23 protein-coding genes are annotated in these 24,331 nt (G+C 57.7%); 3 read left to right on the top strand and 20 right to left on the bottom strand.

The window, feature by feature from the left end:
• Positions 1-30: 30 nt before the first annotated feature.
• The 3 genes from guaA to K3169_RS07530 form a co-directional block, all read right to left on the bottom strand.
• Complete coding sequence (gene guaA / locus K3169_RS07540) at positions 31-1,608, bottom strand: glutamine-hydrolyzing GMP synthase (RefSeq protein ID WP_099267623.1); 1,578 nt, start codon at positions 1,606-1,608, stop codon at positions 31-33.
• 129 nt (positions 1,609-1,737) lie between these two features.
• Positions 1,738-3,207: an IMP dehydrogenase gene (guaB, locus tag K3169_RS07535; protein ID WP_099267622.1), complete on the bottom strand. Its 1,470-nt coding sequence runs from the start codon at positions 3,205-3,207 to the stop codon at positions 1,738-1,740.
• Between the two features lie 94 nt (positions 3,208-3,301).
• Positions 3,302-3,850, bottom strand: coding sequence for a sugar ABC transporter ATPase (locus tag K3169_RS07530; protein ID WP_099267621.1), 549 nt, complete (start codon positions 3,848-3,850; stop codon positions 3,302-3,304).
• A 267-nt stretch (positions 3,851-4,117) separates the two neighbouring features.
• On the opposite strand from K3169_RS07530, the gene xseA reads away from it, so the two are divergent.
• From xseA to leuA, 3 genes are all read left to right on the top strand, one after another.
• Positions 4,118-5,497, top strand: a complete 1,380-nt coding sequence (gene xseA, locus K3169_RS07525) for an exodeoxyribonuclease VII large subunit (protein WP_231676245.1) — start codon at positions 4,118-4,120, stop codon at positions 5,495-5,497.
• Positions 5,498-5,503: 6 nt separating this feature from the next.
• On the top strand, positions 5,504-6,340 hold the full coding sequence (locus K3169_RS07520; RefSeq protein WP_099267620.1) for a peptidoglycan DD-metalloendopeptidase family protein: 837 nt from the start codon (positions 5,504-5,506) through the stop codon (positions 6,338-6,340).
• Positions 6,341-6,749: 409 nt separating this feature from the next.
• Positions 6,750-8,420 carry a 2-isopropylmalate synthase gene (leuA, locus tag K3169_RS07515; RefSeq protein ID WP_027902630.1) on the top strand — a complete coding sequence of 557 codons (1,671 nt, stop codon included), beginning with the start codon at positions 6,750-6,752 and terminating at the stop codon, positions 8,418-8,420.
• Between the two features lie 222 nt (positions 8,421-8,642).
• On the opposite strand, the gene K3169_RS07510 is transcribed toward leuA, so the two are convergent.
• The 17 genes from K3169_RS07510 to hscB form a co-directional block, all read right to left on the bottom strand.
• Positions 8,643-9,065 carry a FlxA-like family protein gene (locus tag K3169_RS07510; RefSeq protein WP_027902631.1) on the bottom strand — a complete coding sequence of 141 codons (423 nt, stop codon included), beginning with the start codon at positions 9,063-9,065 and terminating at the stop codon, positions 8,643-8,645.
• Positions 9,066-9,227: 162 nt separating this feature from the next.
• Entirely contained in the window at positions 9,228-9,665 is a 438-nt protein-coding gene (locus K3169_RS07505; RefSeq protein WP_263270846.1) for a hypothetical protein, read from the bottom strand.
• A 73-nt stretch (positions 9,666-9,738) separates the two neighbouring features.
• The gene (locus K3169_RS07500; RefSeq protein WP_099267616.1) at positions 9,739-10,530 is read right to left on the bottom strand and encodes an amidohydrolase; all 792 of its coding nucleotides are present in this window, start codon (positions 10,528-10,530) and stop codon (positions 9,739-9,741) included.
• Positions 10,518-11,666, bottom strand: coding sequence for a pyridoxal phosphate-dependent aminotransferase (locus tag K3169_RS07495; protein ID WP_255877447.1), 1,149 nt, complete (start codon positions 11,664-11,666; stop codon positions 10,518-10,520). Before K3169_RS07495 ends, K3169_RS07500 begins: the two co-directional genes overlap by 13 nt.
• A 342-nt stretch (positions 11,667-12,008) precedes the next feature.
• Entirely contained in the window at positions 12,009-13,481 is a 1,473-nt protein-coding gene (der, locus tag K3169_RS07490) for a ribosome biogenesis GTPase Der (RefSeq protein ID WP_027902635.1), read from the bottom strand.
• A 131-nt stretch (positions 13,482-13,612) separates the two neighbouring features.
• Positions 13,613-14,764, bottom strand: coding sequence for an outer membrane protein assembly factor BamB (bamB, locus tag K3169_RS07485; RefSeq protein WP_099267614.1), 1,152 nt, complete (start codon positions 14,762-14,764; stop codon positions 13,613-13,615).
• Positions 14,757-15,398 (bottom strand): YfgM family protein, encoded by a 642-nt coding sequence (locus K3169_RS07480; RefSeq protein WP_027902637.1) that lies wholly within the window; start codon positions 15,396-15,398, stop codon positions 14,757-14,759. The genes bamB and K3169_RS07480 overlap by 8 nt, the downstream gene beginning before the upstream one ends.
• Positions 15,399-15,437: 39 nt before the next feature.
• Positions 15,438-16,727, bottom strand: a complete 1,290-nt coding sequence (gene hisS / locus K3169_RS07475) for a histidine--tRNA ligase (RefSeq protein ID WP_122707884.1) — start codon at positions 16,725-16,727, stop codon at positions 15,438-15,440.
• Between the two features lie 22 nt (positions 16,728-16,749).
• Positions 16,750-17,859 carry a flavodoxin-dependent (E)-4-hydroxy-3-methylbut-2-enyl-diphosphate synthase gene (gene ispG, locus K3169_RS07470; RefSeq protein ID WP_027902639.1) on the bottom strand — a complete coding sequence of 370 codons (1,110 nt, stop codon included), beginning with the start codon at positions 17,857-17,859 and terminating at the stop codon, positions 16,750-16,752.
• A gap of 3 nt (positions 17,860-17,862) precedes the next feature.
• Positions 17,863-18,864, bottom strand: a complete 1,002-nt coding sequence (locus tag K3169_RS07465; RefSeq protein ID WP_231676239.1) for a helix-turn-helix domain-containing protein — start codon at positions 18,862-18,864, stop codon at positions 17,863-17,865.
• A complete protein-coding gene (pilW, locus tag K3169_RS07460; RefSeq protein WP_027902641.1) occupies positions 18,864-19,622 on the bottom strand; it encodes a type IV pilus biogenesis/stability protein PilW in 759 nt (252 codons plus the stop codon). Before pilW ends, K3169_RS07465 begins: the two co-directional genes overlap by 1 nt.
• 26 nt (positions 19,623-19,648) lie before the next feature.
• A complete protein-coding gene (gene rlmN, locus K3169_RS07455; protein WP_122808276.1) occupies positions 19,649-20,797 on the bottom strand; it encodes a 23S rRNA (adenine(2503)-C(2))-methyltransferase RlmN in 1,149 nt (382 codons plus the stop codon).
• Between the two features lie 30 nt (positions 20,798-20,827).
• Positions 20,828-21,253: a nucleoside-diphosphate kinase gene (gene ndk / locus K3169_RS07450; protein ID WP_002552482.1), complete on the bottom strand. Its 426-nt coding sequence runs from the start codon at positions 21,251-21,253 to the stop codon at positions 20,828-20,830.
• A gap of 90 nt (positions 21,254-21,343) precedes the next feature.
• Positions 21,344-21,544: a Fe-S cluster assembly protein IscX gene (gene iscX, locus K3169_RS07445; RefSeq protein ID WP_087264564.1), complete on the bottom strand. Its 201-nt coding sequence runs from the start codon at positions 21,542-21,544 to the stop codon at positions 21,344-21,346.
• A gap of 13 nt (positions 21,545-21,557) precedes the next feature.
• A complete protein-coding gene (gene fdx / locus K3169_RS07440) occupies positions 21,558-21,899 on the bottom strand; it encodes an ISC system 2Fe-2S type ferredoxin (RefSeq protein ID WP_027902644.1) in 342 nt (113 codons plus the stop codon).
• Between the two features lie 3 nt (positions 21,900-21,902).
• Positions 21,903-23,765 carry a Fe-S protein assembly chaperone HscA gene (gene hscA / locus K3169_RS07435; protein WP_263270813.1) on the bottom strand — a complete coding sequence of 621 codons (1,863 nt, stop codon included), beginning with the start codon at positions 23,763-23,765 and terminating at the stop codon, positions 21,903-21,905.
• A 45-nt stretch (positions 23,766-23,810) separates the two neighbouring features.
• The gene (gene hscB, locus K3169_RS07430; protein ID WP_263270812.1) at positions 23,811-24,329 is read right to left on the bottom strand and encodes a co-chaperone HscB; all 519 of its coding nucleotides are present in this window, start codon (positions 24,327-24,329) and stop codon (positions 23,811-23,813) included.
• Positions 24,330-24,331: the final 2 nt, after the last annotated feature.

Genomic DNA, 24,331 nt, shown 5'->3' with positions numbered 1-24,331 from the left:
AGCCGGTTTTTTCATGCAGCGCTGTAGGGGTCACTCCCACTCAATAGTCGCAGGCGGCTTGCTCGACACATCGTAGGTCACACGAGAAATGCCTTCGATCTCGTTGATGATCCGGCCGCTGACGGTTTCCAGCAGCTCGTAAGGCAGGTGCGCCCAACGTGCGGTCATGAAGTCGATGGTTTCTACGGCGCGCAGTGCAACGACCCACGCGTAACGACGGCCATCGCCTACAACGCCAACCGATTTGACTGGCTGGAATACCACGAACGCTTGGCTGACTTTGTGGTACCAGTCGGCTTTGCGCAGTTCTTCGATGAAGATGTGGTCAGCGCGACGCAGCAGGTCGGCGTATTCCTTTTTCACTTCACCGAGGATCCGCACGCCGAGGCCCGGGCCCGGGAATGGGTGACGGTAAACCATGTCGTATGGCAGACCCAGTTCGAGGCCGAGGCGACGCACTTCGTCCTTGAACAGTTCACGCAGTGGCTCGACCAGCTTGAGGTTCATTTCTTCCGGCAGGCCGCCCACGTTGTGGTGCGACTTGATCACGTGAGCCTTGCCGCTCTTGGCGCCAGCCGACTCGATCACGTCCGGGTAGATGGTGCCTTGGGCAAGGTACTTGATGTTGTCCAGCTTGCAGGATTCGGCATCGAACACGTCGATGAAGGTACGGCCGATGATCTTGCGCTTCTTCTCCGGGTCGCTTTCGCCAGCCAGATTGTTCAGGAACTGATCTTCAGCGTTGGCGCGGATAACCTTGACGCCCATGTTCTCGGCGAACATGGCCATGACCTGCTCGCCTTCATGCAAGCGCAGCAAGCCGTTGTCAACGAATACGCAGGTCAACTGGTCGCCGATCGCCTTGTGCAGCAACGCAGCCACAACAGAGGAGTCAACGCCGCCTGAAAGACCCAGCAATACGTTGTCAGTACCGACCTGAGCGCGAACCTGAGCGATAGCGTCTTCAGCAATCTTCGAAGGGGTCCACAGCGCTTCACAGCCACAGATGTCGAGGATGAAACGCGACAGGATGCGACCGCCCTGCTTGGTGTGGGTCACTTCCGGGTGGAACTGCACGCCGTAGTAACCGCGAGCGTCGTCAGCCATACCGGCAATCGGGCAGCTCGGGGTGCTGGCCAGAATGTGGAAGTCTTCAGGCAGCTTGGTGACCTTGTCACCGTGACTCATCCATACGTCGAGGCCAAACAGGCCATCGGCGTCGATATGGTCTTCGATGCCATCGAGCAGACGGCTTTTGCCGACTACGTCAACGCGCGCGTAGCCGAACTCGCGCAGCTCAGAACCTGCAACCTTGCCGCCCAACTGCTCGGCCATGGTCTGCATGCCGTAGCAGATACCGAAAACCGGCACGCCCAGGTCAAATACCGCTTGCGGGCAGCGCGGGCTGTCGGCTTCGTGTACGGACTCGGGGCCGCCGGCGAGGATCACGCCTTTTGGAGCGAATTCGCGAATCGCTTCGTCGTCCATGTCGAACGGGTGCAGTTCGCAGTAAACACCGATTTCACGCACGCGACGGGCGATCAACTGGGTGTACTGGGAACCGAAGTCGAGGATCAGGATACGGTGGGCGTGAATGTCGAGGGACATGGAAAAGGCTCTGAAGAGCAGCTGCGAGCTTCAAGCCGCAAGCTGCAAGCTAATCGGGATGTATGCGATGGCTGTGTCACCACAGCCATCGCTTGCAGCTAGAAGCTTGGAGCTTATAGCTGGTCGGCTTTAGCCGACCCTATAGTTCGGCGCTTCCTTGGTGATCTGCACGTCATGGACGTGGGATTCAGCCATACCGGCACCGGTGATACGCACGAATTCAGGCTTGGTACGCATCTCTTCGATGTCAGCGCTGCCGGTGTAACCCATGGAGGAACGCAGGCCGCCCATCAGCTGATGGATGATTGCAGCCAGCGAGCCCTTGTAGGCAACACGGCCTTCAATACCTTCCGGCACCAGCTTCTCGGCTCCTTCGGACGAATCCTGGAAGTAACGGTCGGAGGAGCCCTGAGCCTGAGACATGGCGCCCAGCGAACCCATACCGCGGTAAGCCTTGTAGGAGCGACCCTGGAACAGTTCGATTTCGCCTGGCGCTTCTTCAGTACCGGCAAACATCGAGCCCATCATCACGCAGGAAGCACCGGCCACGATGGCTTTGGACAGGTCACCGGAGAAACGGATACCGCCGTCGGCGATCAATGGAACGCCAGTGCCCTCAAGGGCAGCACATACGTTGGCGATGGCGCTGATTTGCGGCACGCCGACACCGGCAACGATACGCGTGGTGCAGATCGAGCCCGGGCCGATACCGACCTTGACTGCGTCAGCGCCAGCGGCAACCAGTGCCTTGGCAGCAGCGCCGGTAGCAATGTTGCCGCCGATGACCTGCACTTCCGGGAAGTTCTCTTTGACCCAGCGAACGCGATCGATCACACCTTTGGAGTGACCGTGAGCGGTGTCGACAACCACTACGTCAACGCCCGCTGCAACCAATGCAGTCACACGCTCGCCGGTGTCTTTGCCGGTGCCGACCGCCGCGCCAACGCGCAGACGACCCTGGTCGTCCTTGCTGGCCAGCGGATAAGCCTTGGCTTTTTCGATGTCCTTGACGGTCATCATGCCCTTGAGCGCGAAATTGGCGTCGACGATCAGGACTTTTTCCAGACGGTGCTTGTGCAGCAGTTCGCGCACTTCGTTCTTGTCAGCGCCTTCGCGAACAGTGACCAGACGCTCTTTAGGCGTCATCACTTCGCGAACAGGCACATCCAGACGATTTTCAAAGCGTACGTCGCGGGAGGTCACGATGCCGACCAGGTCGCCATTGTGCAGGACAGGTACGCCTGAGATGTTGTGCAGACGGGTCAGTTCGAACAGGTCACGAACCGTGGCGTCAGCCTGGATGGTGATCGGGTCTTTCACGACACCGGCTTCGAACTTCTTGACCTTGCGGACTTCGGCAGCTTGCTGCTCGATGGTCATGTTCTTGTGGATTACACCTATACCGCCTTCCTGAGCCATGGCAATTGCCAGACGGGCTTCAGTCACGGTGTCCATGGCAGCGGAGACCAGCGGAATGTTCAATTCGATGCCACGGGTCAAACGGGTTTTCAGACTGACTTCGTTAGGAAGTACCTCGGAATAACCGGGCACAAGGAGAATGTCGTCGAAAGTAAGTGCTTCTTGGCTGATACGCAGCATCGCGGGGGCTCCCGAGCGGGAAATTGGAAGCGCGCCATTATACCCAGACACCCCCGTCGGCTCAATGTAAACCTTAGGCAATTATCACAGAGCGTTATAGACGTACTTTGACGAAAGAAACGGGACGATCCAGACGTTCGGCGAAGTCATCCAGAAAGCTCTGTTTGAACGGCGCGTCGAGCCAGTCATTAAAGATGAAGCCCAGGTTAGAAAAGCCGCACGGCTGCAGAAACAGAAAGCCGTTAATGTCGTCTTCATGGCGGCATTCCGGGCAGATGAAGTTATCGGTGTGGCCTGGCATCCAGTCCTCAAGACTGTCGAACAGCGCTTCACCGATTTCCTTGCGGCACTCCGGGCAGCCGGCCTCTTCAGCGAAATCCTTGAGCGGGGTATAGATGCAGCGTTTGGTGACGATCTCCAGCCCATTGACCGGCTGACCGAATGGCAGAGCATCAGGGTTTTCGACGACTGCACGGGCGCCGGGCGCAATGGCGTAGGCCATTTTGTTATAGGTGCGCCCGCAAGTGGTCAGCTCCGGCTCGACGACATTGAGCTTGACCAGCCAGCGCAGAATCAGACGCGCCCGGGCTTCACGGCCGGGAAAACCGGAAATCTGCGGGACAATAATGCTTTGGCTGTTCATGGCGATCTTTTGCTGATGTGTGCGGGGGTTGGCAGCTTAATCCCCTAGCGGCTCAGGTCAAGTCGGTGTCAGTGACCAAGCAGCACAGGACAGCGTGACATCGAGATGGCGGTATATCAGGTAGACCGCCATCGCGGCCTCGCGGTGCTCGTGCGCTCCTACAGAACGGGGGGCGCACCAGCTCCGCAAGGCCGCGATGGCGGCGTATCAGGCAGACATGTATTTCCCGTCGTGCGCTTGCTGCGCATTGCCTTTATCATGCCCACCATGATCAAAGACCCCTTCGCTAGACTCGGCCTCGACCGGGAAGTCCTTACTGTCAGCCAGCTCAACGGCCGTGCCCGGGTGTTGCTGGAGGATGTGTTCAGCAATATCTGGGTTGAAGGGGAAATCTCCAACCTTTCGCGCCCGGCATCCGGTCACGTGTACTTCACCTTGAAGGACTCCGGGGCTCAGGTGCGTTGTGCACTGTTCCGGCAAAGCGCCGCTCGGGTTCGTCAGGCACTGAAGGACGGCTTGCAGGTCAAGGTACGCGGCAAGGTTTCACTGTTTGAAGGTCGCGGCGACTATCAGTTGATTCTCGATACCGTAGAACCTGCGGGTGACGGCGCACTGCGGCTGGCTTTCGACGCATTGAAAGAAAAACTCAGCGCCGAAGGACTGTTCAGCGCCGAGCGCAAAGTCGCCCTGCCCCTGCATCCGCAGCGCATCGGCATTATCAGTTCACCGACCGGCGCCGTGATCCGCGACATCATCAGCGTCTTCCGGCGTCGTGCGCCTCAGGTGGAGCTGACCCTGATCCCCACCGCAGTCCAGGGCCGCGAAGCCATCAACCAGATTGTCCGTGCTTTAAAGCTGGCGGATTCACGCGGTTTCGATGCGCTGATCCTCGCCCGCGGCGGAGGCTCGCTGGAAGACCTGTGGTGCTTCAACGAAGAGGCGGTCGCACGGGCCATCGACGCCTGTGTAACACCCATCGTCAGCGCCGTCGGCCACGAAACCGATGTGTCCATCAGTGACTTTGTAGCGGACGTTCGCGCCCCCACGCCTTCCGCTGCCGCTGAACTGCTGGCCCCCGACTCCAGCGACCTGCATCGCCGCGTCGACAACCTGCATCGTCGACTGGTCAGCCGCATAAAAGACAAGCTCATGCGTGAGCGACTGCGTCTGGAAGGCGTCTCCCGTCGTTTGCGGCATCCCGGCGAACGTCTGCGTCAGCAAGCCCAACGTCTGGATGATCTGGACATGCGCATGCGCCGGGCCTTCGATCAGCAAACGCACAAGCGGCAAGTCAGGCTCGCTCATCTGGAAAGCCGTCTCGCGGCGCAGCATCCCGGCCGAACCTTGGCGTTTCTGCGCCAGCGTCTGGACGTGCTGGCTGAGCGCCTGCCGAAAGCCATGCGCGACACGCTAAAAACCCGCCGTCTGCAATTGCAAACCCAAGTACAAACCCTGCAAGTGGTCAGCCCGCTGGCGACGCTGGGTCGGGGTTACAGCATTTTGCTCGACGAGCGCGGTCATGCGATTCGCAACGCAGCACAAACCCGCACTGGCCAGCGTCTAACCGCCCGACTTGGCGAAGGCGAACTGCAAGTGCGGGTCGAAGACAATCACCTGACGCCTGTCACCCTTTCTCTTCTGGATTGATTATTGATGCTGCGTTTTCTCGCTCCCTTGTTCGCTCTTTGCCTGTGCCTGCCCGCCCACGCTGACAGTTACATCACCCGACTGCTGAACAAGCCGGTGCCTGGTGGCGTGGCAGTGGTTGATCTGGGCAATGCCGCGCAGGCACCAACCGCCACGTACGACGGCAAACCGGTGCTGGTGGTCAAGGAACAAGGCGTTCGCTGGCTGGCGATTGTTGGCGTGCCTCTGACGGTTAAACCAGGCGCGCAGAAACTGATAGCAAAAGATGCCAGCGGCAATCGCACCCTGAACTTTGTCGTCGGTAACAAGAAGTACCCTGAACAGCGCATCACCTTGAAAAACCAGCGTCAGGTCAATCCCAACCCGGATGACCTGAAACGCATTGATGGCGAACTGGCTGAGCAGCTCAAGGCCTATCGCAGCTTCAGCCCCGGTACGCCGAGCAATCTGGCGCTGGACAAACCCGTGGCAGGCCCTCTTTCCAGCAAGTTCGGTGTGCGCCGCTTCTTTAATGGCGAAGAGCGCAATCCTCATTCAGGGCTGGACTTCGCTGTTCCGGCGGGGACTCCGATCAAAGCTCCGGCGGCAGGCAAAGTGATCCTGACCGGTAATTACTTCTTCAACGGCAATACGGTATTCGTCGACCACGGTCAGGGCTTTATCAGCATGTTCTGCCACATGTCGAAAATCGACGTGAAAGTCGGCGATGCCGTGCCTCGTGGCGGCGTGGTGGGTCGCGTTGGCTCGACCGGTCGGGCCACAGGTCCGCACATGCACTGGAACGTCAGCCTGAATGATGCGCGGGTCGATCCGGCGATATTCATCGGTGCGTTTCAGCCGTAAATGAAAACGCTGCTGTAGGAGCCAACTTGTTGGCGAAGCGAATTCCCAAGCGACGTACATCTATCGACTGATCCATAGCCTCGCGAACAAGTTCACTCCTACAGGCTTCGCACCCAGCAATATAAAACCGTATAAGTAAAAATATTAGCCACAAACAATCAAAAAAAGCGGCTTTAAGAGAACTTCTCTCAATTTTTTTCAACTGCTTGCCAACTTTCACCCCAATGGGTACGGTTGGCCTTATGAAAAACTCTCAAACCCTCATTTTGTTGCGGCAACATCGCTGTCTCAGCCTGGTCAGTGCACGACTGCCAGGCTAGATCGATGTGCCTCACCCCGCCTTTCGCTTTATCGGTTGGCCGCCTTCTCCCGGCCCATACAAAATAAGTACCCCAAAGGATTCGCTCCAATGCCAATGCTCAAAGATCCCTCGAAGAAGTACCGTGCTTTCCCGACCATTGATTTGCCTGACCGCACCTGGCCTTCCAAAACCATCACTGCGGCGCCGATCTGGTGCAGCTCGGACCTTCGTGACGGCAACCAGTCGTTGATCGAGCCAATGGATGCAGTCAAAAAGCTGCGTTTCTGGAAGACTCTGGTCAACGTCGGCGTCAAGGAAATCGAAGCGTCGTTCCCGGCGGCTTCGCAAACCGACTTTGACTTCGTGCGCACCCTGATCGAAGACGGTCATATCCCGGATGACACGACTATTCAGGTGCTGACCCAAGGTCGCGAAGACCTGATTGCCCGCACATTCGAATCACTGCGCGGCGCGAAGAAGGCCATTGTTCACCTGTATAACGCCACCAGCCCGTCGTTCCGCCGTATTGTCTTCAATCAGGACAAGGCTGGCGTGAAAGAGATCGCAGTCAGCGCTGCCAAGCTGTTCGTTAAGTACGCAGCTGAACAGCCAGAAACCCAGTGGACCTTCGAGTACTCTCCGGAAACCTTCAGCGCCACCGAGCTGGAGTTCGCCAAGGAAGTCTGCGACGCGGTCATCGAAGTCTGGAACGCGACGCCTGAGAACAAGGTCATCCTCAACCTGCCTGCCACGGTTGAAGTCGCTACCCCGAACATCTATGCCGATCAGATCGAGTGGTTCTGCCGCAACATCACTCGTCGCGACAGCGTGATCATCAGCCTGCACACCCACAATGACCGTGGTACTGGCATTGCCGCTACCGAACTGGGCCTGATGGCGGGCGCAGATCGCGTTGAAGGCTGCCTGTTCGGTAACGGCGAGCGCACCGGCAACGTGGACCTGGTGACTGTGGCATTGAACATGTACACCCAGGGTCTGGACCCGCAACTGGACTTCTCCGATATCGACGGGGTTCGTAAAGTCGTTGAGGAGTGCAATCAGATTCCGGTTCACCCGCGTGCACCGTACGTAGGCGATCTGGTGCACACCGCATTCTCCGGCTCCCACCAGGACGCAATCCGCAAAGGCTTCGCCCAGCAGAAAGACGATGCGCTGTGGGAAGTGCCTTACTTGCCGATCGATCCGGCTGATATCGGCCGTAGCTATGAAGCGGTGATCCGCGTCAACAGCCAGTCTGGTAAAGGCGGCATCACTTATTTGCTGGAACAGGAATACGGCATCTCCCTGCCCCGCCGCATGCAGATCGAATTCAGCCAGGTGGTTCAGGGCGAAACCGATCGTCTGGGCCTGGAAATGAGTGCCCAGCAGATCTACGCGTTGTTCAAACGTGAATACCTGCAGGCCAACAAGCCCTACGCACTGATAAGCCACCGCTTGCAGGAAGAGAACAACACCAGCGCCGTGGACGCCGAAGTCAGCGTCAACGACGAAACCCAGCGCTGGAAAGGCAAAGGCAACGGTGCGCTGGAAGCCCTCGTCTCGAGCCTGCCAATTGGTGTGGAAATCATGGATTACAACGAGCACGCCATCGGCGCAGGCACCACGGCCAAAGCCGCTGCCTACATCGAGCTGCGCGTGAACGGCGATCGTGCGGTCCACGGCGTGGGTGTTGACGAGAACATCACCACGGCGAGCTTCAAGGCGCTTTTCAGTGCACTGAACCGTTCGCTGAGCCAGGCAGAAGCCAAGGCGGCCTGATTCTCGTGGCTCGTAGCCTGTAACAAGACCTTGTGGGGGCGAACTCATTCGCGAACGGGGCAGGTCTGAAATAGATCAGGGTCTGACACCCCGCTTTCGCGAATGAATTCGCTCCCACATGCGTTGCACGGCCGGGCAATTGATTGTTGCCCCGACCGGCATTTCAAACAAAAAAAGGCCCTGAAGTGAAAGCTTCAGGGCCTTTTTATTCAGGCGCAATTATCAGGCGGTCGCTTTAACATTGCCTTTCATCAAATCGAGCAGAGCGGCTTGCATGGTCGCCAACTGCGCAGTAGTGCCTGAAATCTGCTGCTGGATGGCCATGATTCGCGAAGCCTTCTCGGTCTCGGAACCCTTACTGTTTTGCGCCGCTGCCAATTGCTGCTGTTCGCGCAATAGCTGCTTCTGAACTTCTTTTATCTGCTTCTGCAAATTCTCTATCGCCGCCTGGGCCGGGCTCGATGGACCTGCCGCACCTGCTTTTGCATCGTCAGTCTGATAGACGTTGCCGCGCAAGTCGACGTTGATTTTGCTCGGGACCGAATCGCCAGACTGGGTTTCACTGGCCTTGTCTGCATTGCTTTTGATGGTGGCAGTCAGCGTTGCAGGGTAGAGACCCAATGAACTGGTATTGATTGTAGTCATGGTCGACTCCTAGGCGGTTATGCGCGTTATCGGCCGCCCAAGGCAGAACTGAAGCTACTGCAGAGGAGTTTGTGACACGCAGCACAAACCGCCCGGAAGCAGCGAAGCTTCAAGGCGTTTCAACGTGGCGAAAAACACTCGATAAAAGCGGTTCAGCAATGATCACGCCGTGGTGTCGATACCGCCAGATGTGGTCAGTTGCACCAATGCCGCTTCTTGCGAGGCAAGTGTCGCGTTGGTACTGGAGATCTGTGCCTGAATCGCCATGGCCTTCTGGGCTTTTTCCTCAGGAGTGGCATTACCGTTTTGCGCAGCAGCCAGTTGCTGTTGTTGCTCTTTCAACAGCTTCTCGGTTTTCTCGATCTGCTCTTGCAGCTTCTCGATACTTTCCTGAGTGCTGTCGGACGTCGAACTCCCAGCCGCGCCCCCACCCGCTGGCGCACCACCAGCAGCCACTTTGGTGCTGTCAGTGCCGGCTTCATCGCCCGTCGCAGTCGTGGCGTCCGAACTGGCCGCAGCAGTCGCCGCGTCGTCTTTTTTGATCGCGACACTGAAGGAACTTGCGTAGGTGTTGAGGGACGATGTGTTGATGGTGGTCATGTCGATCTCCAGATAGAAACATTGAGTCATCTCTGTCTGTTATATCGACATGCGCCACCCGCGCTGAAAGGATTTAGTGTATCTCGAATGTATCGGCATCGAGGTGAGCCGGAAACTTTGTCCGGTAAGCCGCCAGATCCGCGGCATTCAGCGTCACCTCGAAAACGCCATCGGCCTCCCCGGCGTTGAACAGGCTCTCACCCTGAAAATCGAGCACCTGACTGTCACCGGTATAAGCGAAGCCTTTGCCGTCGGTTCCGGTCCGGTTCACGGCTGCCACGTAACAAAGGTTCTCGATTGCCCGGGCGGGCAACAGGCGATTCCAGTGCAAGCGTCGGGCACCCGGCCAGTTCGCGGTGTAGAGCAGTAAATCGGTGTGCTGGGCGTCACGACTCCAGACCGGAAAACGCAGGTCATAGCAGATCAGCGGACGCACACGCCATCCCTTGAGTTCAAATTGCACCTGACGCTCGCCGGGGCTGTAATGCTCATGCTCACCTGCCATGCGAAACAGGTGACGCTTGTCGTAGTGCAGCAACTCACCATCCGGACGCGCCCACAACAGCCGGTTACGGTGACTGCCATCCGCAGCCTTGATAATAACGCTACCGGTGACGACCGCATCCAGCAGCCTGGCCTGCTCCAGCATCCATCTGGATGTCGGACCGGCTTCCGGCTCGGCCAGAGTCTCAGAGTCCATGGAGAAACCCGTGGTGAACATTTCCGGCAGGATCACCAGATCAGCCCCCTTGACGGGAGCCAGGAGCATGGCGAAGTGCTCAAGGTTGGCCTTGCGGTCATGCCAGACCAGAGAGGTCTGCACCAGCGCCACGTTCAGGTTCGGCAGCTCACTCAGATCGCGCATAGTTTTTCCGCTGCCTGACGCAGCGTCTCCTCACGTTTGGCGAAGCACAACCGAATCAAGCGCTGCCCCTCAGGTGGGTTTTGGTAGAAGACCGAAACAGGAATACTCGCTACACCATGTTCGCGAGTCATCCACAGCGACATCTCTACATCGTTGAGGTCGGGGCGAATCTGCGCGTAGTTCACGAGTTGAAAGTAGGTGCCGCCAACACGATCAAACGTAAAGCGCGAACCCTGCAATTGATCGCAGAAGAAATCACGTTTGGCCTGATAAAACCCGGGCAACTCTTCGACGTGTTCAGGATGCTCAGCCATGAAGTCAGCCAGTGCCCATTGCAGCGGTGTGACACCACAGAAACTGACATACTGATGGACCTTGCGCAGCTCGGCGCTCAGTGCGGGCGGTGCCACTACGTAGCCGGTTTTCCAGCCTGTGACGTGATAGGTCTTGCCGAATGAACTGACGACAAAGGAGCGTTGATACAGCTCTTCGTGGCTCAGGATGCTGACATGCTGAACGCCGTCGAATACCAGATGCTCATAGACCTCATCACTGACCAGGTAGATATCCCGGTTGGCGATCAGTGCAGCCAGTTGATCCAGTTCAACCCGGCTGATCAACGCCCCGCTTGGGTTGTGCGGACTGTTGATGATGATCATCCGGGTGCGGGGGCTCAGCGCATCACGCAGTTTCTGCCAGTCGATGGAGAAGTCGTTTGCGTCCAGCTGGACGTGCACACAGCGTCCGCCGGCCAGTTCAACCGAGGGCTCGTAGCTGTCATAACAAGGATCGAAAACGATCACTTCGTCACCGGAACGAATCACGGCCTGGATCGCACAAAAAATCGCCTGGGTAGCGCCCGGTGTAATGGTGATTTCGGTGTCCGGATTCACCTGACGGCCATAGCAGCGCGATATCTTGGCCGCGACTTGCTGACGCAGCGCAGGCAAACCGGTCATGGGTGCGTATTGGTTATGACCTTCAGCGACGTGACGACTCAATGCATCGCGCAGCGCCTGGGGACCATCGAAATCGGGGAAACCCTGGGACAGGTTGATCGCGCCCGTCTCAGCGGCGAGCTGGGACATGACGGTAAAAATAGTGGTGCCGACATTGGGCAACTTGCTGTCAATCATGGGGCCTTTTTCCTGCTGTACGCCCGGCTCCACGGTGGCACGGGTCAGGCAGGATAGCCCATAGCGCGCGCATAAAAAAAGGCGCTATTAGCGCCTTTTATTGAGAAAGCTTTTTACTGCCAGATGCATAAAGCGAGGTTCTATGCGGATCTGCTAGGTTGCGCAGAATCTGCGAGAGATTCACCCTACGCCCTCCCGGCTGAAGCCGGTTCTACGGAATAGCGCGGTCTCTGTGGGAGCAGGGCTTGCCCGCGATACAAACGACGCGGTTTGAAGCAGACCGCGCCATCGTTCTTCGCGAGCAAGCTCAGCTCCCACTTAAGACCTACGCTGGCAATACTATCAGCGTTTGTCTCTACGCTTCTTGTCGGCTTTCTTGTGGTGCGACATCATTCGACGCTTCTTGTTGACCTGACGGTCTGTCAGCGTGTTCTTGTTGCCTTCGTACGGGTTCTCGCCGCCTTTGAACTCGATACGGATCGGCGTACCGACCAGTTTCAGCACACGACGGTAGGTGTTTTCCAGGTACCGGACGTAAGACTTCGGTACTTTCTCGACCTGGTTACCGTGGATCACGATGAGCGGCGGGTTAGCACCACCCAAGTGAGCGTAACGCAGCTTGATGCGACGGCTGCCCACCATCGGTGGCGCATGCTCGCTGACCGCATCTTCGAGAATCTGCGTCAGACGGCTTGTTGGCCAACGGGTCACAGCAGACTTGAAGGAGTTCTGCACCGATTGGTACAGGTTGCCCACGCCAGTGCCGTGCAGTGCCGAGATAAAGTGAATGTCCGCGAAGTCGACGAAGAACAAGCGACGTTCAAGCTCGGTCTTCACATAGTCGCGCTCGCTCGGGACCATGCCGTCCCATTTGTTCAACGCGATAACCAGTGCGCGACCTGCTTCCAGGGCAAAGCCCAACAGGTTCAAGTCGTGATCGACCACGCCTTCACGAGCGTCCATGACAAAGATCACAACGTTGGCGTCTTTGATGGCTTGCAGGGTTTTCACCACCGAGAACTTTTCAACTTCCTCGTGGATCTTGCCGCGCTTACGCACACCGGCCGTATCAATCAGCGTGTACTTTTCGTCGTTACGCTCGAACGGGATGTAGATACTGTCGCGGGTAGTGCCCGGCTCGTCATAAACGATAACCCGGTCTTCACCCAGCATACGGTTGACCAGTGTCGACTTGCCGACGTTAGGGCGACCGATGATAGCGATCTTGATACCGTCCTTTTCGCTAGGACCGGGAATGCGCTTGGCTTCCTGGCCTTCAGCGACCACTTCGGCTTCGCCTTCCTCGTCCTCTTCCCCTTCGTCTTTCGGGAATTGGCTGAGGGCGATTTCCAGCATCTGGCTGATGCCGCGACCGTGAGCACCGGCAACCGGGATAGCATCACCCATACCCAGCGGCGCGAACTCGGCGCGGGCCATTTCAGGGTCGATGTTGTCGACCTTGTTGGCAACCACATAGGAGCGCTTGCCACGTTTGCGCAAGTGCTCGCCGATCATCTGGTCAGCGGCAGTAAAGCCAGCCTTCGCATCAACGAGGAACAGAACAACGTCAGCTTCTTCAATGGCCAGCAGCGACTGCTCGGCCATTTTTTCGTCCATGCCATGTTCATCACCGGAGATACCGCCGGTGTCGATCAAAATGTAGGAGCGCCCTTGCCACTTGGCCTCACCGTATTGGCGATCACGGGTCAGACCGGACAGATCGCCGACAATGGCGTCGCGAGTCCTGGTCAGGCGGTTGAACAAGGTGGACTTGCCGACGTTCGGTCGACCCACCAGGGCGATTACGGGAACCATGCGGCTCTCCACTTCGTTATTTCAGAAAATACAAAAGCCGCTGCAGGGCAGCGGCCGGAGTTCGGAGCAGCACCGCAAGGTGCTGCAAACCCCGCCGAAACGGGGTCGCTAGAGGCTCAGGCCTCAAGTCATTACTTGATCGTCAGGGCTTCCAGCTTGCCGCTGTTGCCGTAGACGTAAATCATGTCTCCCACTACCAACGGACGCGCACGCAGGCCGTCGCTGTCGATGCGCTCGCGGCCCACGAAACGACCATCTACCTGGCTCAACAGGTGCAGATAGCCTTCCATGTCGCCAACGGCTACATAGCTGGAAAACACTTCTGGCGAGCCCAATTGACGACGGGCCAGTGCTTCGTTGCTCCACAGTGCGGAGGACGAACGCTCGTCGATACCTTCGACAGTACCGGAAGCCAGGCTGGCATAAACGCTACCGAAACCTTGTGCTACACCGGAGTAGCTCGAGGCGTCGCGCTGCCAGATGACACGGCCGCTTTCCAGCTCCAGACCGGCAACCCGGCCCTGATAGGTAGCGACATACAACGTACCACCGGACAACAGCAGACCACCGTCGATATCAACGACGCGATCCAGCTCGGAGCGACCTTGTGGGACAGCGACACGCTGCTCCCAGACCGGCACGCCGTTGGAGGTGTCCAGTGCGACCACTTTACCAGTCGACAGACCCGCCACCGCGAGGTGGTTGGTCACGATCGGCGCGCCAGTGCCGCGCAGGGTCAATACTGCTGGCGTGCTTTCGTAAATCCAGCGCTGGTTGCCGGTAGCAGCATCAAAGCCGACTACGCGATCATCCTGAGTCTGAACCACGACCACATCACCATTGGTGGACGGCGGGGCCAGAACTTCACTGGTCACGCGAGCGCGCCATTTTTCTTCACCGGTGCTGGAGTCCAGCACAACGACTTCGCCCTTCAGGGTGCCGAACATCAGCATGCCGTAACCAACGCCAACGGCGCCGGAAACAGGCAACTCAAGGTCCTTTTCCCAAATGACATTACCGTTCATGCGGTCCATCGAGACGATGTAACCTTCTACATCGCTGGCAAAGATACGGTCGCCATCGATAGCCGGAACCAACATGTTGTAGGTCTCGCCCTGCCCCTCACCAATGGAGCGGCTCCACTGCTTCTGCAGCACGACTTCTTCTTTGAAGTCGGTCAGCTCGGCCGGTGGCAATTCCTTTTTGCTGTTGCTGCTGCAACCCGCGGCCAAAATGGCCAGGGCCAGCAATGCTGCATGTTTCCAACGGATCACGTCACGCATCCCCTTTGGCCAGGTCGTCGAGCTTCATTTGTAAGCCACCTACGGCCGCTTCTTCAGACAGCGCGGATTTGGCTTTTTGGTATGCAGCATGGGCCTCGTCGGTGCGGCCCAGCTGTACCAGCAGGTCACCTTTGAGTTCTTCACGGCTGGCCAGGAATGCCTTTTCAGCATCGCCATCGAGCAGCTTCAGAGCGTCGTCAGCCTTGTTCTGTGCAGCCAGTACGCGAGCCAGACGCTGACGAGCGATTTCGCCCAGCGTATCGCTGGCCGGCTTGTCAGTCACCAGTTTCAACTCGGCTACAGCGTCATCAAGCTTGCCATTGTCGACAGCCACCTTGGCTACGAACAGGCTGCCGTACTGGGCGTAGGCAGAACCACCGAACTCGCTTTTCAGTTTGTTGGCGATATCAGCCACACGAGCCGTGTCAGCCTGACCACTTGGCGTAAGGGCTGTTTCCAGCAATTGCTGGTAAAGCGCCGAAGCACCTTGCGACTGATTGCTTTCGTATCTGGTCCAGGCCTGCCAGCCAAGCACCACTACCAACGCCAGCAAGCCACCTGTTACCAGGGGTTTACCATTGCGCTGCCACCAGTCCTTCATTGCCGCCAGTTCATCATCTTCAGTACCTGACACCCCAATACTCCTATTCGCTAAATCGGCTGTAAATCAGCTTCAACCCTGCACAACGCAGGAGGCCAGGTGCTCGGACAGAGCATCCCAGGCAATATTTTGTTGTTCACCCTGACCACGCAGGGGTTTGACGCCGATGATCTGCTGCGCCAGCTCCTCTTCCCCGAGGATCAACGCAAACAATGCACCACTCTTGTCGGCTTTCTTGAACTGGCTTTTGAAACTGCCAGCTCCGGCATTCACCTGTAAACGCAGGTTCGGCAGCTCGTCACGAACACGCTCGGTCAGCGCCAGCGCAGCCAGTTCAGCCGCTTCGCCGAAGGCACACAGATACACGTCGACCTGACGGGAAATTTCTTCCGGAACCTGCTCAAGTGTTTCAAGCAGCAGGACCAGACGTTCGATACCCATGGCAAATCCAACGCCACTGGTAGGCTTGCCGCCCATTTGCTCGACCAGACCGTCGTAACGGCCGCCCGCGCAGACTGTACCTTGAGCGCCCAGTTGATCGGTCACCCACTCGAAAACGGTTTTGCTGTAGTAATCGAGGCCACGAACCAGCTTGGGATTGATGACATACGGAATGCCCGCTGCATCCAGACGCGCCTTCAGACCTTCGAAGTGAATTCGCGATTCGTCATCCAGATAATCCGCCAGCTTCGGCGCATCAACCAGCAGCGCCTGAGTGTCGGCGTTCTTGGTATCCAGTACCCGCAGAGGGTTGGTTTTCAGGCGACGCTGACTGTCTTCGTCCAATTCGCTGAGACGTGCCGACAGGAACTCGACCAGCGCATCGCGATACCGCGCACGCGCCTCGCTGGTGCCCAGGCTATTCAGTTCGAGCTTCACTGCGTTGCGAATGCCCAACAGGCCCCACAGGCGCCAGGTCAGTACGATCAGCTCTGCGTCGATGTCCGGACCGTCCAGGTTGAAAACCTCGACGCCGATCTGGTGAAACTGACGATAGCGACCTTTCTGCGGGCGTTCATGACGGAACATCGGCCCGATGTACCACAATTTCTGAACCTGACCGCCACCGGTAATGCCGTGTTCAAGCACTGCGCGCACGCAGGCAGCAGTGCCTTCAGGGCGCAGGGTCAGGGAGTCACCGTTGCGATCGGCAAAGGTATACATCTCTTTTTCAACGATATCGGTCACTTCACCGATGGAGCGTTTGAACAGATCGGTGAATTCCACGATAGGCATGCGAATCTGCCGGTAACCGTAGTTATCCAGCAGACGCGAGACAGTGCCTTCGAAGTGACGCCACAGCGGGGTCTGATCGGGCAGGATGTCGTTCATGCCACGAATGGCTTGCAGAGACTTACTCACAAAAAATCCTTAGCAATTCTGATTAGCCGCGCGCGATAAGGGCTGCGTCAGCTTCGACCTTTTCGGCCGCTTTCCGGCGAATCAAGCGTTCCAGCTCATCCACCAGATTGTCATTGGTCAGCTTCTGGGCCGGCTTGCCGTCGATGTAGATCAGATTCGGCGTGCCGCCTGTCAGGCCTACATGAGCCTCTTTGGCTTCACCCGGGCCGTTGACCACACAACCGATAACCGCAACATCCAGCGGCACCAGCAAATCCTCAAGCCGCCCTTCCAGTTCATTCATGGTCTTGACCACATCGAAGTTCTGTCGCGAGCAACTCGGGCAGGCGATGAAGTTGATTCCACGAGAACGAAGGCGCAGCGATTTAAGGATGTCGTAGCCGACTTTCACCTCTTCGACCGGATCAGCCGCCAGCGAGATGCGGATAGTATCCCCAATTCCCTCGGCGAGCAGCATACCTAGGCCAACGGCCGATTTCACCGTGCCTGAACGCAATCCGCCCGCTTCAGTGATACCCAAGTGCAATGGCTGGACAATTTCCTTGGCCAGCAAGCGATAGGCTTCGACGGCCATGAACACATCGGAAGCTTTTACACTGACCTTGAAGTCCTTGAAATTCAGGCGTTCGAGGTGCTCGACGTGGCGCAGCGCTGACTCTACAAGCGCCGCTGGCGTTGGCTCGCCGTACTTCTTCTGCAGGTCTTTTTCCAGCGAACCGGCGTTGACGCCAATGCGAATCGGAATACCACGATCACGGGCGGCGTCGACCACAGCCTTCACCCGGTCTTCGCGACCGATGTTGCCCGGGTTGATACGCAGGCAATCGACACCCAGCTCAGCAACGCGCAGCGCAATCCGGTAATCAAAGTGGATGTCGGCAACCAACGGCACTTTCACCAATTGCTTGATACGGCCAAAGGCTTCCGCTGCGTCCATGTCCGGGACCGAAACCCGCACGATATCCACACCGGCCGCCTCAAGACGATTGATTTGCGCGACGGTAGCAGCGACGTCATTGGTGTCGCTGTTGGTCATGCTCTGCACCGCGATGGGTGCATCGCCCCCTACCGGGACCGAGCCCACCCAGATCTTCCGGGATTCGCGACGCTTGATCGGAGATTCACCGTGCATGAGTTATTGCCCCAGTTTCAGGCGTGCGGTAGCGCCGCTGGTGAAGGGAGCCACATCGACAGGCATGCCGTTGTAGCTGACCTGAGCACCGGCCGCAGCCCCCAGACGTACATTGAGTGGCGGCTTGCCACTCACATCCAGAGTATCGCCTTTGTGTTTGATGCCCATGTACAAAACTTTACCGGTGCTGTCAGTCACCTGAGTCCAGCAATCGGCTGTAAACGAGATACTTACCTGACCCGCACCGGCAACAGGTGCCTCAGGCGCAGCGGCGGGTGCAGATTGCGCAGGCGCAACAGCGGGAGCTGACGGAGCAGTTGCAGGCGCGGTGTTGGTCGGCGCTGCCGCCGTTGAGCTGGCAGGCGGAGTGGTCGTCGACGGAGCAGTTGCGGTCTGAGCAGGCGCCTGTGTGGCAGGGGTTGCCGGATTCGCTGGGTTGGCTGGATTCAACGCCAGCGGAGCCGAATCGGAGGTTTGCGCTTCGGCGACGGCCTGATCTTCAGGTTCGTCCAGAGGATGAATCTGGGTAGTGCCGTCGGCACTCTCGACTTCAACGTGCTCAAGGCTCAGGCCTGAGTCCTTGCCTCGCAAGGACGTCTGATCCTGCCACCAGAAGAAACCACCGCCGACCAGAACAACCAGCAACAGCAGACTGACGATTCGCAGAATATTGTGCGACAGGCGTACCGGTTCTTCGATACGACCCAACGCATGCACCGAACTGCCCGCGCTGTCTGTGCCTGTGTACTGGTCAAATTGAGTCACCAGTGCAGTCTGGTCGAGATCCAGGACTTTGGCGTACGCGCGAACATAGCCGCGGGCGAAAGTATGACCCGGCAGCTTGTCAAAGTGGCCAGCCTCGAGGTTACTCAACGAAGTGACCGTGAGATTGAGCCTCTGGGCGACGTCTGGCAGCGACCAGTTTTTATTCTCGCGAGCCTGACGCAAGGTTTCGCCAGGATTGACGCGAGTGGCTGCTACGACTTCGGGTTGCACCGCTTTCATCATTGCTCCGACAGGTATTGCTGATATTCCGGCGTACCGGGATAGAGTCTTTTGAGTTGCAGGCCAAAACTGGCTGCCTTGTTGCGATCATCGTAGATTTTTGCCAATCGCGTACCAAGCAATAGACTACGTGCATTTTGCTCGCTGAGTTGGCTAAAACGGTCGTAATAATCACGTGCGGGCACATAATGCCTGTCTTCGTAAGACAACTCAGCCATTTCCAGCAATGCGCGTGGCAACATACGGTCCATGCGCAGGGCTTTGGTGAAATGCGCCGTCGCCGCTTCGCGATCACCGAGCATCACGGCAGTCATGCCAAGATTCTCAAAAACCCGCGAGCGCTCAGGATAAAGGTTATCAGCAGCGGCCTGTTCGAAACGCTCATAGGCTTCCTTGTAGCGTTTTTGCTCGTAAAGGAAACTGCCGTAATTATTAAGGATGCGCGCATCTCCTCGACGAGAAGACAGGGCCTTTTGAAAGTGCTGGTCAGCAAGCTCGGGTTCCATCTCGACCTGAAACACCAGCGCCAGGGCAGCGTTGGCATCCGCGTCGGAACCGTCCAGTTCAAGCGCTTTCTTCAGGGGTACCTTGGCCCGTTCGGTCTGCCCCTGCTGCAAGTAGCCAATACCCAACTGGACATAGGCCTCGCGTGCGGCATCACGACCCTGGCTGGTGCTCATCGGATCAACTTTGCCTGAGGTCACACACCCAGCCAGCGCGATCATGAAGCAGAGCAGCAGGGTGGCGCGCACGGACATTGAGATTCTCTCGGCCAGGTTAGCGATCAGGTTCGAGTCGCGGCGTTTTGAGCCACACTCGCCTCGCTACTCAGCTCACGTACGGCAATGTAACGCTCGCTGCGGCGAGTGCGGTCCATGACCTGCCCGACCAACTGACCACAAGCTGCATCGATATCTTCCCCACGGGTAGTACGCACCGTGACGTTATACCCAGCCTGATGCAGTTGATCCTGGAAGCGACGAATCGCGTTGTTACTCGGACGCTCGTAACCGGAATGCGGGAACGGGTTGAACGGAATCAGGTTGATCTTGCAAGGCGTGTCCTTGAGCAGCTCGATCATTTCAACAGCATGTTCGACCTGATCATTCACGTCTTTGAGCAAGGTGTACTCAATGGTCAACACGCGCTTCTCACCCAGCGTCGCCATGTAGCGACGGCAGGATTCAAGCAGCATTTTCAGCGGGTATTTCTTGTTGATCGGCACCAGTTGATTGCGCAGCGCATCGTTTGGCGCGTGCAGTGACAACGCCAGCGATACATCGATGTGCTCAGCCAGCACGTCGATCATCGGTACCACGCCGGAGGTGGACAAAGTCACCCGACGCTTGGAAATGCCATACCCCAGGTCATCCATCATCAGATGCATGGCGGCAACGACATTATCGAAGTTCAGCAGCGGCTCACCCATGCCCATCATCACCACGTTGGTGATGGCACGGTCGACGGTAGCCGGGACGCTGCCAAAGGATTTGTTGGCAATCCACACCTGACCGATCACTTCGGCGGCGGTGAGGTTGCTGTTGAAGCCTTGTTTGCCGGTAGAGCAGAAACTGCAATCCAGCGCACAGCCCGCCTGGGACGAAACACACAAGGTGCCGCGTTTGCCCTGGGGGATATAAACGGTTTCGACGCAGCTGCCGGACGCCACACGCACCACCCACTTACGGGTGCCATCGGTGGAGATGTCCTCGCTGACGACTTCAGGACCACGAACCTCAGCACAAGCCTTGAGTTTTTCACGCAAGGCCTTGCTGACATTCGTCATGGCGTCGAAATCATCGACGCCAAAGTGGTGAATCCACTTCATGACCTGACCGGCACGGAAGCGCTTCTCCCCGATGGAATCGAAGAATTTTTCCATTTCCAGCTGGGTCAGACCCAACAGGTTTGTTTTGCCAGTCGTTGCAATCATGAATTCACCCTTCGCTCGTTAGTCCAGGACTTAGCGAGCGGTTACCTCTGTAGCTGCGAAGAAGTACGAGATTTCGCGAGCAGCGGCTGCTTCGGAATCAGAGCCGTGAACAGCGTTGGCGTCGATGGAATCGGCGAAGTCAGCACGGATAGTGCCGGCAGCAGCTTCTTTAGGGTTGGTAGCGCCCATCAGCTCACGGTTCAGAGCGATAGCGTTTTCGCCTTCCAGAACCTGAACAACAACAGGACCGGAGATCATGAACGCAACCAGGTCGCCGAAGAAGCCACGAGCGCTGTGCTCAGCGTAGAAACCTTCAGCTTCAGCCTTGGACAGCTGCTTCAGTTTCGAAGCAACGACGCGCAGACCGGCTTTTTCAAAACGAGTGGTGATCTCGCCGATTACGTTTTTAGCAACGGCGTCAGGCTTGATGATGGAGAAAGTACGTTGAACAGCCATGGTGTAACTCCAGAAACGATGATTAAAGCGAAAAATTAAACCCGCGAATTATACGCGGGTTTGAGGTTATTGCCTAACGTGCAAATTGGATCAGCCGATTTCGTCGGCCCAAAGCGTCTGAACCGCTTCGAGCACTTTCTCGCCGACGCGGCCAGAGGTGTCGTCGAAATCCGGCAACTGCTTGATCATCAGTTGCAGCTTGGTAAACCCCACCGAGTAAGGATCGACGCCGGGATGAGTCTCGGCCAGTTCCTCAGCGATTCGTTGTACGTCATTCCAACCGTAACTCATGACAGCTTCTCGATCAGTGCGGCGCTTCGGCCGCATGGTTAAGCGAATACTTGGGAATTTCAACCGTCAGGTCTTCATTTCCGACGATCGCCTGACAAGACAGGCGAGACTGAGGTTCCAGCCCCCAGGCCTTGTCCAGCATGTCTTCTTCCAGCTCATCCGCTTCATTCAACGAGGCAAAACCCTCGCGAATGACGCAGTGGCATGTGGTGCAGGCACAAACACCACCACAGGCACTTTCAATCTCGATGTGATGCTCGTGAGCAATTTCGAGAATAGACGTGCCGGGCTCGACCTCAACAACCAGCCCATCCGGACACAGCACGGCATGGGGCAGAAAAATCAGCTGCGGCATCAGTTATTCCTCAATGTCATTCAGATTGCGCCCCGCCAGAGCGGCTTTTACCGTCATATTCATGCGGCGGGCTGCAAATGCATCGGTCACCTGCGAGAGAAGCTTGGTCTGCTGCTCGATGGCGGGGCCATCGGTGCCTTGCATCAATTCACGTAATTCCTGCAACTGCAGGTCGATGACCATGCGCTCTTCGGCATCCAGCAAGCGCTCGCCGTCGACTTCCAGTGCTGCTTCCACTGCCTCGACGAGGCGCTGGGCATCAACCTGCTGCTCGCGCAATACGCGGGCAACTTTGTCGTCACTGGCGTTGGCGAAGGAATCCGTGAGCATCCGGGCAATTTCGCCATCGGTCAGCCCATAGGACGGCTTGACCTGGATGCTCGACTCAACACCCGAACCCAGCTCGCGGGCCGAGACACTGAGCAGACCGTCCGCATCCACCTGGAACGTCACACGGATTTTTGCCGCACCCGCCACCATGGCCGGAATGCCGCGCAATTCGAAACGAGCCAGGGAGCGACAGTCGCTGATCAACTCACGCTCGCCTTGCAGCACGTGAATCATCATTGCCGACTGGCCGTCTTTGTAAGTGGTGAACTCCTGAGCGCGCGCGACCGGGATCGTGGTGTTACGCGGAATCACCTTCTCCATCAGGCCGCCCATGGTTTCCAGTCCCAACGAGAGCGGAATCACGTCGAGCAGCAACAACTCACCACCGTCACGCTTGTTGCCGGCCAGAGTATCTGCCTGGATCGCCGCACCAATGGCGACCACTTGATCCGGGTCGATATCCGTCAACGGCTGGCGACCAAACAACTCAGCCACAGCGCCACGCACACGCGGGACACGTGTAGAACCGCCAACCATGACCACCGCTTCAACTTCATCCAGCTCGATACCGGCGTCACGCACGGCACGACGGCAAGATTTGAGGCTGCGCGCAACCATTGGCTCGATGAGGGTTTCGAAAGCTTGCCGCGTCAACGTGCCATTCCAGTCGCCGTACTCGACGTCAACGGAAGCCTCGCTGGTCAGCGCTTCTTTGGCCTTGCAAGCCGCTTGCAGCAAGCTGCGCTGAGCAGAAGGGTCGATATCGGCAGACAAACCTGCCTCACTGACAATCCAGCCCGCAATCGCATGATCGAAGTCGTCGCCGCCCAGCGCGGTGTCACCACCGGTTGCCAAGACTTCGAAAACGCCGCCAGTGAGACGCAGAATAGAGATGTCGAACGTACCGCCGCCCAGGTCATAAATCGCCACAACGCCCTGGGCGCTTTGATCCAGACCATAAGCCACGGCCGCAGCGGTCGGCTCATTGAGCAGGCGCAGTACGTTAAGACCCGCTAATTTAGCGGCGTCTTTGGTGGCCTGACGCTGAGCGTCGTCGAAATAAGCCGGAACAGTGATAACCGCGCCGACCAGATCACCACCCAACGCCTGCTCAGCACGCTGACGCAGAACCTTGAGGATATCGGCAGAGACTTCCACCGGGCTTTTCGGCCCCTGAACAGTCTCGATGAACGGCATGTGCGACTCACCGCCTAAAAAGCGATAAGGCAACTGTTCGCCCAATTGCTTGACGTCGGACAGACCACGACCCATCAAGCGCTTGACCGACAGTACAGTGTTGAACGGATCCGTCGAAGCGGCGGCTTTGGCAGCCTGCCCCACTTCAACGCGATCAGCGTGATAGCGCACAGCAGACGGCAGAATGACTTGCCCTTCTGCGTCGGCCAGCGGTTCGGAAAGGCCACTGCGCAGTGCAGCAACCAGCGAATTGGTAGTCCCCAGGTCAATACCCACCGCCAGACGACGCTGATGAGGTTGGGGGCTTTGACCGGGTTCGGCGATCTGCAGTAGAGCCATGCTTTATCAGAATTTCACAGGCGTGCGGCCAGAAGCAGCACGGAGTTAATCGTCGAGGCGCTCTTCAAGCTGGCGCACTTCGTAAGAGAGCTTGTCGAGGAACTGCATGCGCCGCATCAGGCGCTCGGCCTGTTCGCGTTGCGCAGCATCATCCCAACAGGCCGCAAAGCTTTCGTTCAGTTCGTCCTGAGCAGTCTTGAGGCGACGCTTGAAAACCGCGACACCCGCCAGATCAGCCTCGTCCTGCAGATCCTCAAGCTCTTCGCGCCATTGCATCTGCTGCAGAAGAAACTCGGGATCGTGCACGGTGACTTCAAGAGGCACTTCGCCGCGCATCGCTAATAGATAGCGCGCCCGTTTCGGAGCGCTCTTGAGCGTCTGGTAGGCGTCGTTAAGACTGGCGGAGCGCTCAAGCGCCAACCGCTGCTCACGCTCGGAGGCGTCCGCAAAACGGTCGGGATGAACCTCGCGAGCAAGCTCACGGTAGCGCGCCGCCAACTGATCAAGGTCGAGGCGAAAGCTCGGCTGAAGCTCGAATAGAGCGAAATGACAAGGAGTACCCACAA

The organism is Pseudomonas phytophila, assembly GCF_025643095.1.
In the GTDB taxonomy this organism is placed as follows: Bacteria; Pseudomonadota; Gammaproteobacteria; order Pseudomonadales; family Pseudomonadaceae; genus Aquipseudomonas; species Aquipseudomonas quasicaspiana.
The sequence above is the reverse complement of the archived record's forward strand: the minus strand, read 5'-3'. Positions and strand labels throughout refer to the sequence as shown.

Excerpts from the sequence above, each read along its gene's own strand:
- leuA (WP_027902630.1), top strand. The coding sequence starts at position 6,750 with ATGCCAATGCTCAAAGATCCCTCGAAGAAGTACCGTGCTTTCCCGACC.
- K3169_RS07495 (WP_255877447.1), bottom strand. The coding sequence starts at position 11,666 with ATGATTGACAGCAAGTTGCCCAATGTCGGCACCACTATTTTTACCGTC.
- fdx (WP_027902644.1), bottom strand. The coding sequence starts at position 21,899 with ATGCCGCAGCTGATTTTTCTGCCCCATGCCGTGCTGTGTCCGGATGGG.
- ndk (WP_002552482.1), bottom strand. The coding sequence starts at position 21,253 with ATGGCTGTTCAACGTACTTTCTCCATCATCAAGCCTGACGCCGTTGCT.
- guaB (WP_099267622.1), bottom strand. The coding sequence starts at position 3,207 with ATGCTGCGTATCAGCCAAGAAGCACTTACTTTCGACGACATTCTCCTT.
- der (WP_027902635.1), bottom strand. The coding sequence starts at position 13,481 with ATGGTTCCCGTAATCGCCCTGGTGGGTCGACCGAACGTCGGCAAGTCC.
- K3169_RS07530 (WP_099267621.1), bottom strand. The coding sequence starts at position 3,850 with ATGAACAGCCAAAGCATTATTGTCCCGCAGATTTCCGGTTTTCCCGGC.
- rlmN (WP_122808276.1), bottom strand. The coding sequence starts at position 20,797 with ATGATTGCAACGACTGGCAAAACAAACCTGTTGGGTCTGACCCAGCTG.
- pilW (WP_027902641.1), bottom strand. The coding sequence starts at position 19,622 with ATGTCCGTGCGCGCCACCCTGCTGCTCTGCTTCATGATCGCGCTGGCT.
- K3169_RS07520 (WP_099267620.1), top strand. The coding sequence starts at position 5,504 with ATGCTGCGTTTTCTCGCTCCCTTGTTCGCTCTTTGCCTGTGCCTGCCC.
- guaA (WP_099267623.1), bottom strand. The coding sequence starts at position 1,608 with ATGTCCCTCGACATTCACGCCCACCGTATCCTGATCCTCGACTTCGGT.
- iscX (WP_087264564.1), bottom strand. The coding sequence starts at position 21,544 with ATGAGTTACGGTTGGAATGACGTACAACGAATCGCTGAGGAACTGGCC.
- K3169_RS07505 (WP_263270846.1), bottom strand. The coding sequence starts at position 9,665 with ATGACCACCATCAACACATCGTCCCTCAACACCTACGCAAGTTCCTTC.
- K3169_RS07465 (WP_231676239.1), bottom strand. The coding sequence starts at position 18,864 with ATGAAAGCGGTGCAACCCGAAGTCGTAGCAGCCACTCGCGTCAATCCT.
- bamB (WP_099267614.1), bottom strand. The coding sequence starts at position 14,764 with ATGCGTGACGTGATCCGTTGGAAACATGCAGCATTGCTGGCCCTGGCC.
- hscA (WP_263270813.1), bottom strand. The coding sequence starts at position 23,765 with ATGGCTCTACTGCAGATCGCCGAACCCGGTCAAAGCCCCCAACCTCAT.
- K3169_RS07500 (WP_099267616.1), bottom strand. The coding sequence starts at position 10,530 with ATGCGCGATCTGAGTGAGCTGCCGAACCTGAACGTGGCGCTGGTGCAG.
- xseA (WP_231676245.1), top strand. The coding sequence starts at position 4,118 with ATGATCAAAGACCCCTTCGCTAGACTCGGCCTCGACCGGGAAGTCCTT.
- ispG (WP_027902639.1), bottom strand. The coding sequence starts at position 17,859 with ATGCACGGTGAATCTCCGATCAAGCGTCGCGAATCCCGGAAGATCTGG.
- K3169_RS07510 (WP_027902631.1), bottom strand. The coding sequence starts at position 9,065 with ATGACTACAATCAATACCAGTTCATTGGGTCTCTACCCTGCAACGCTG.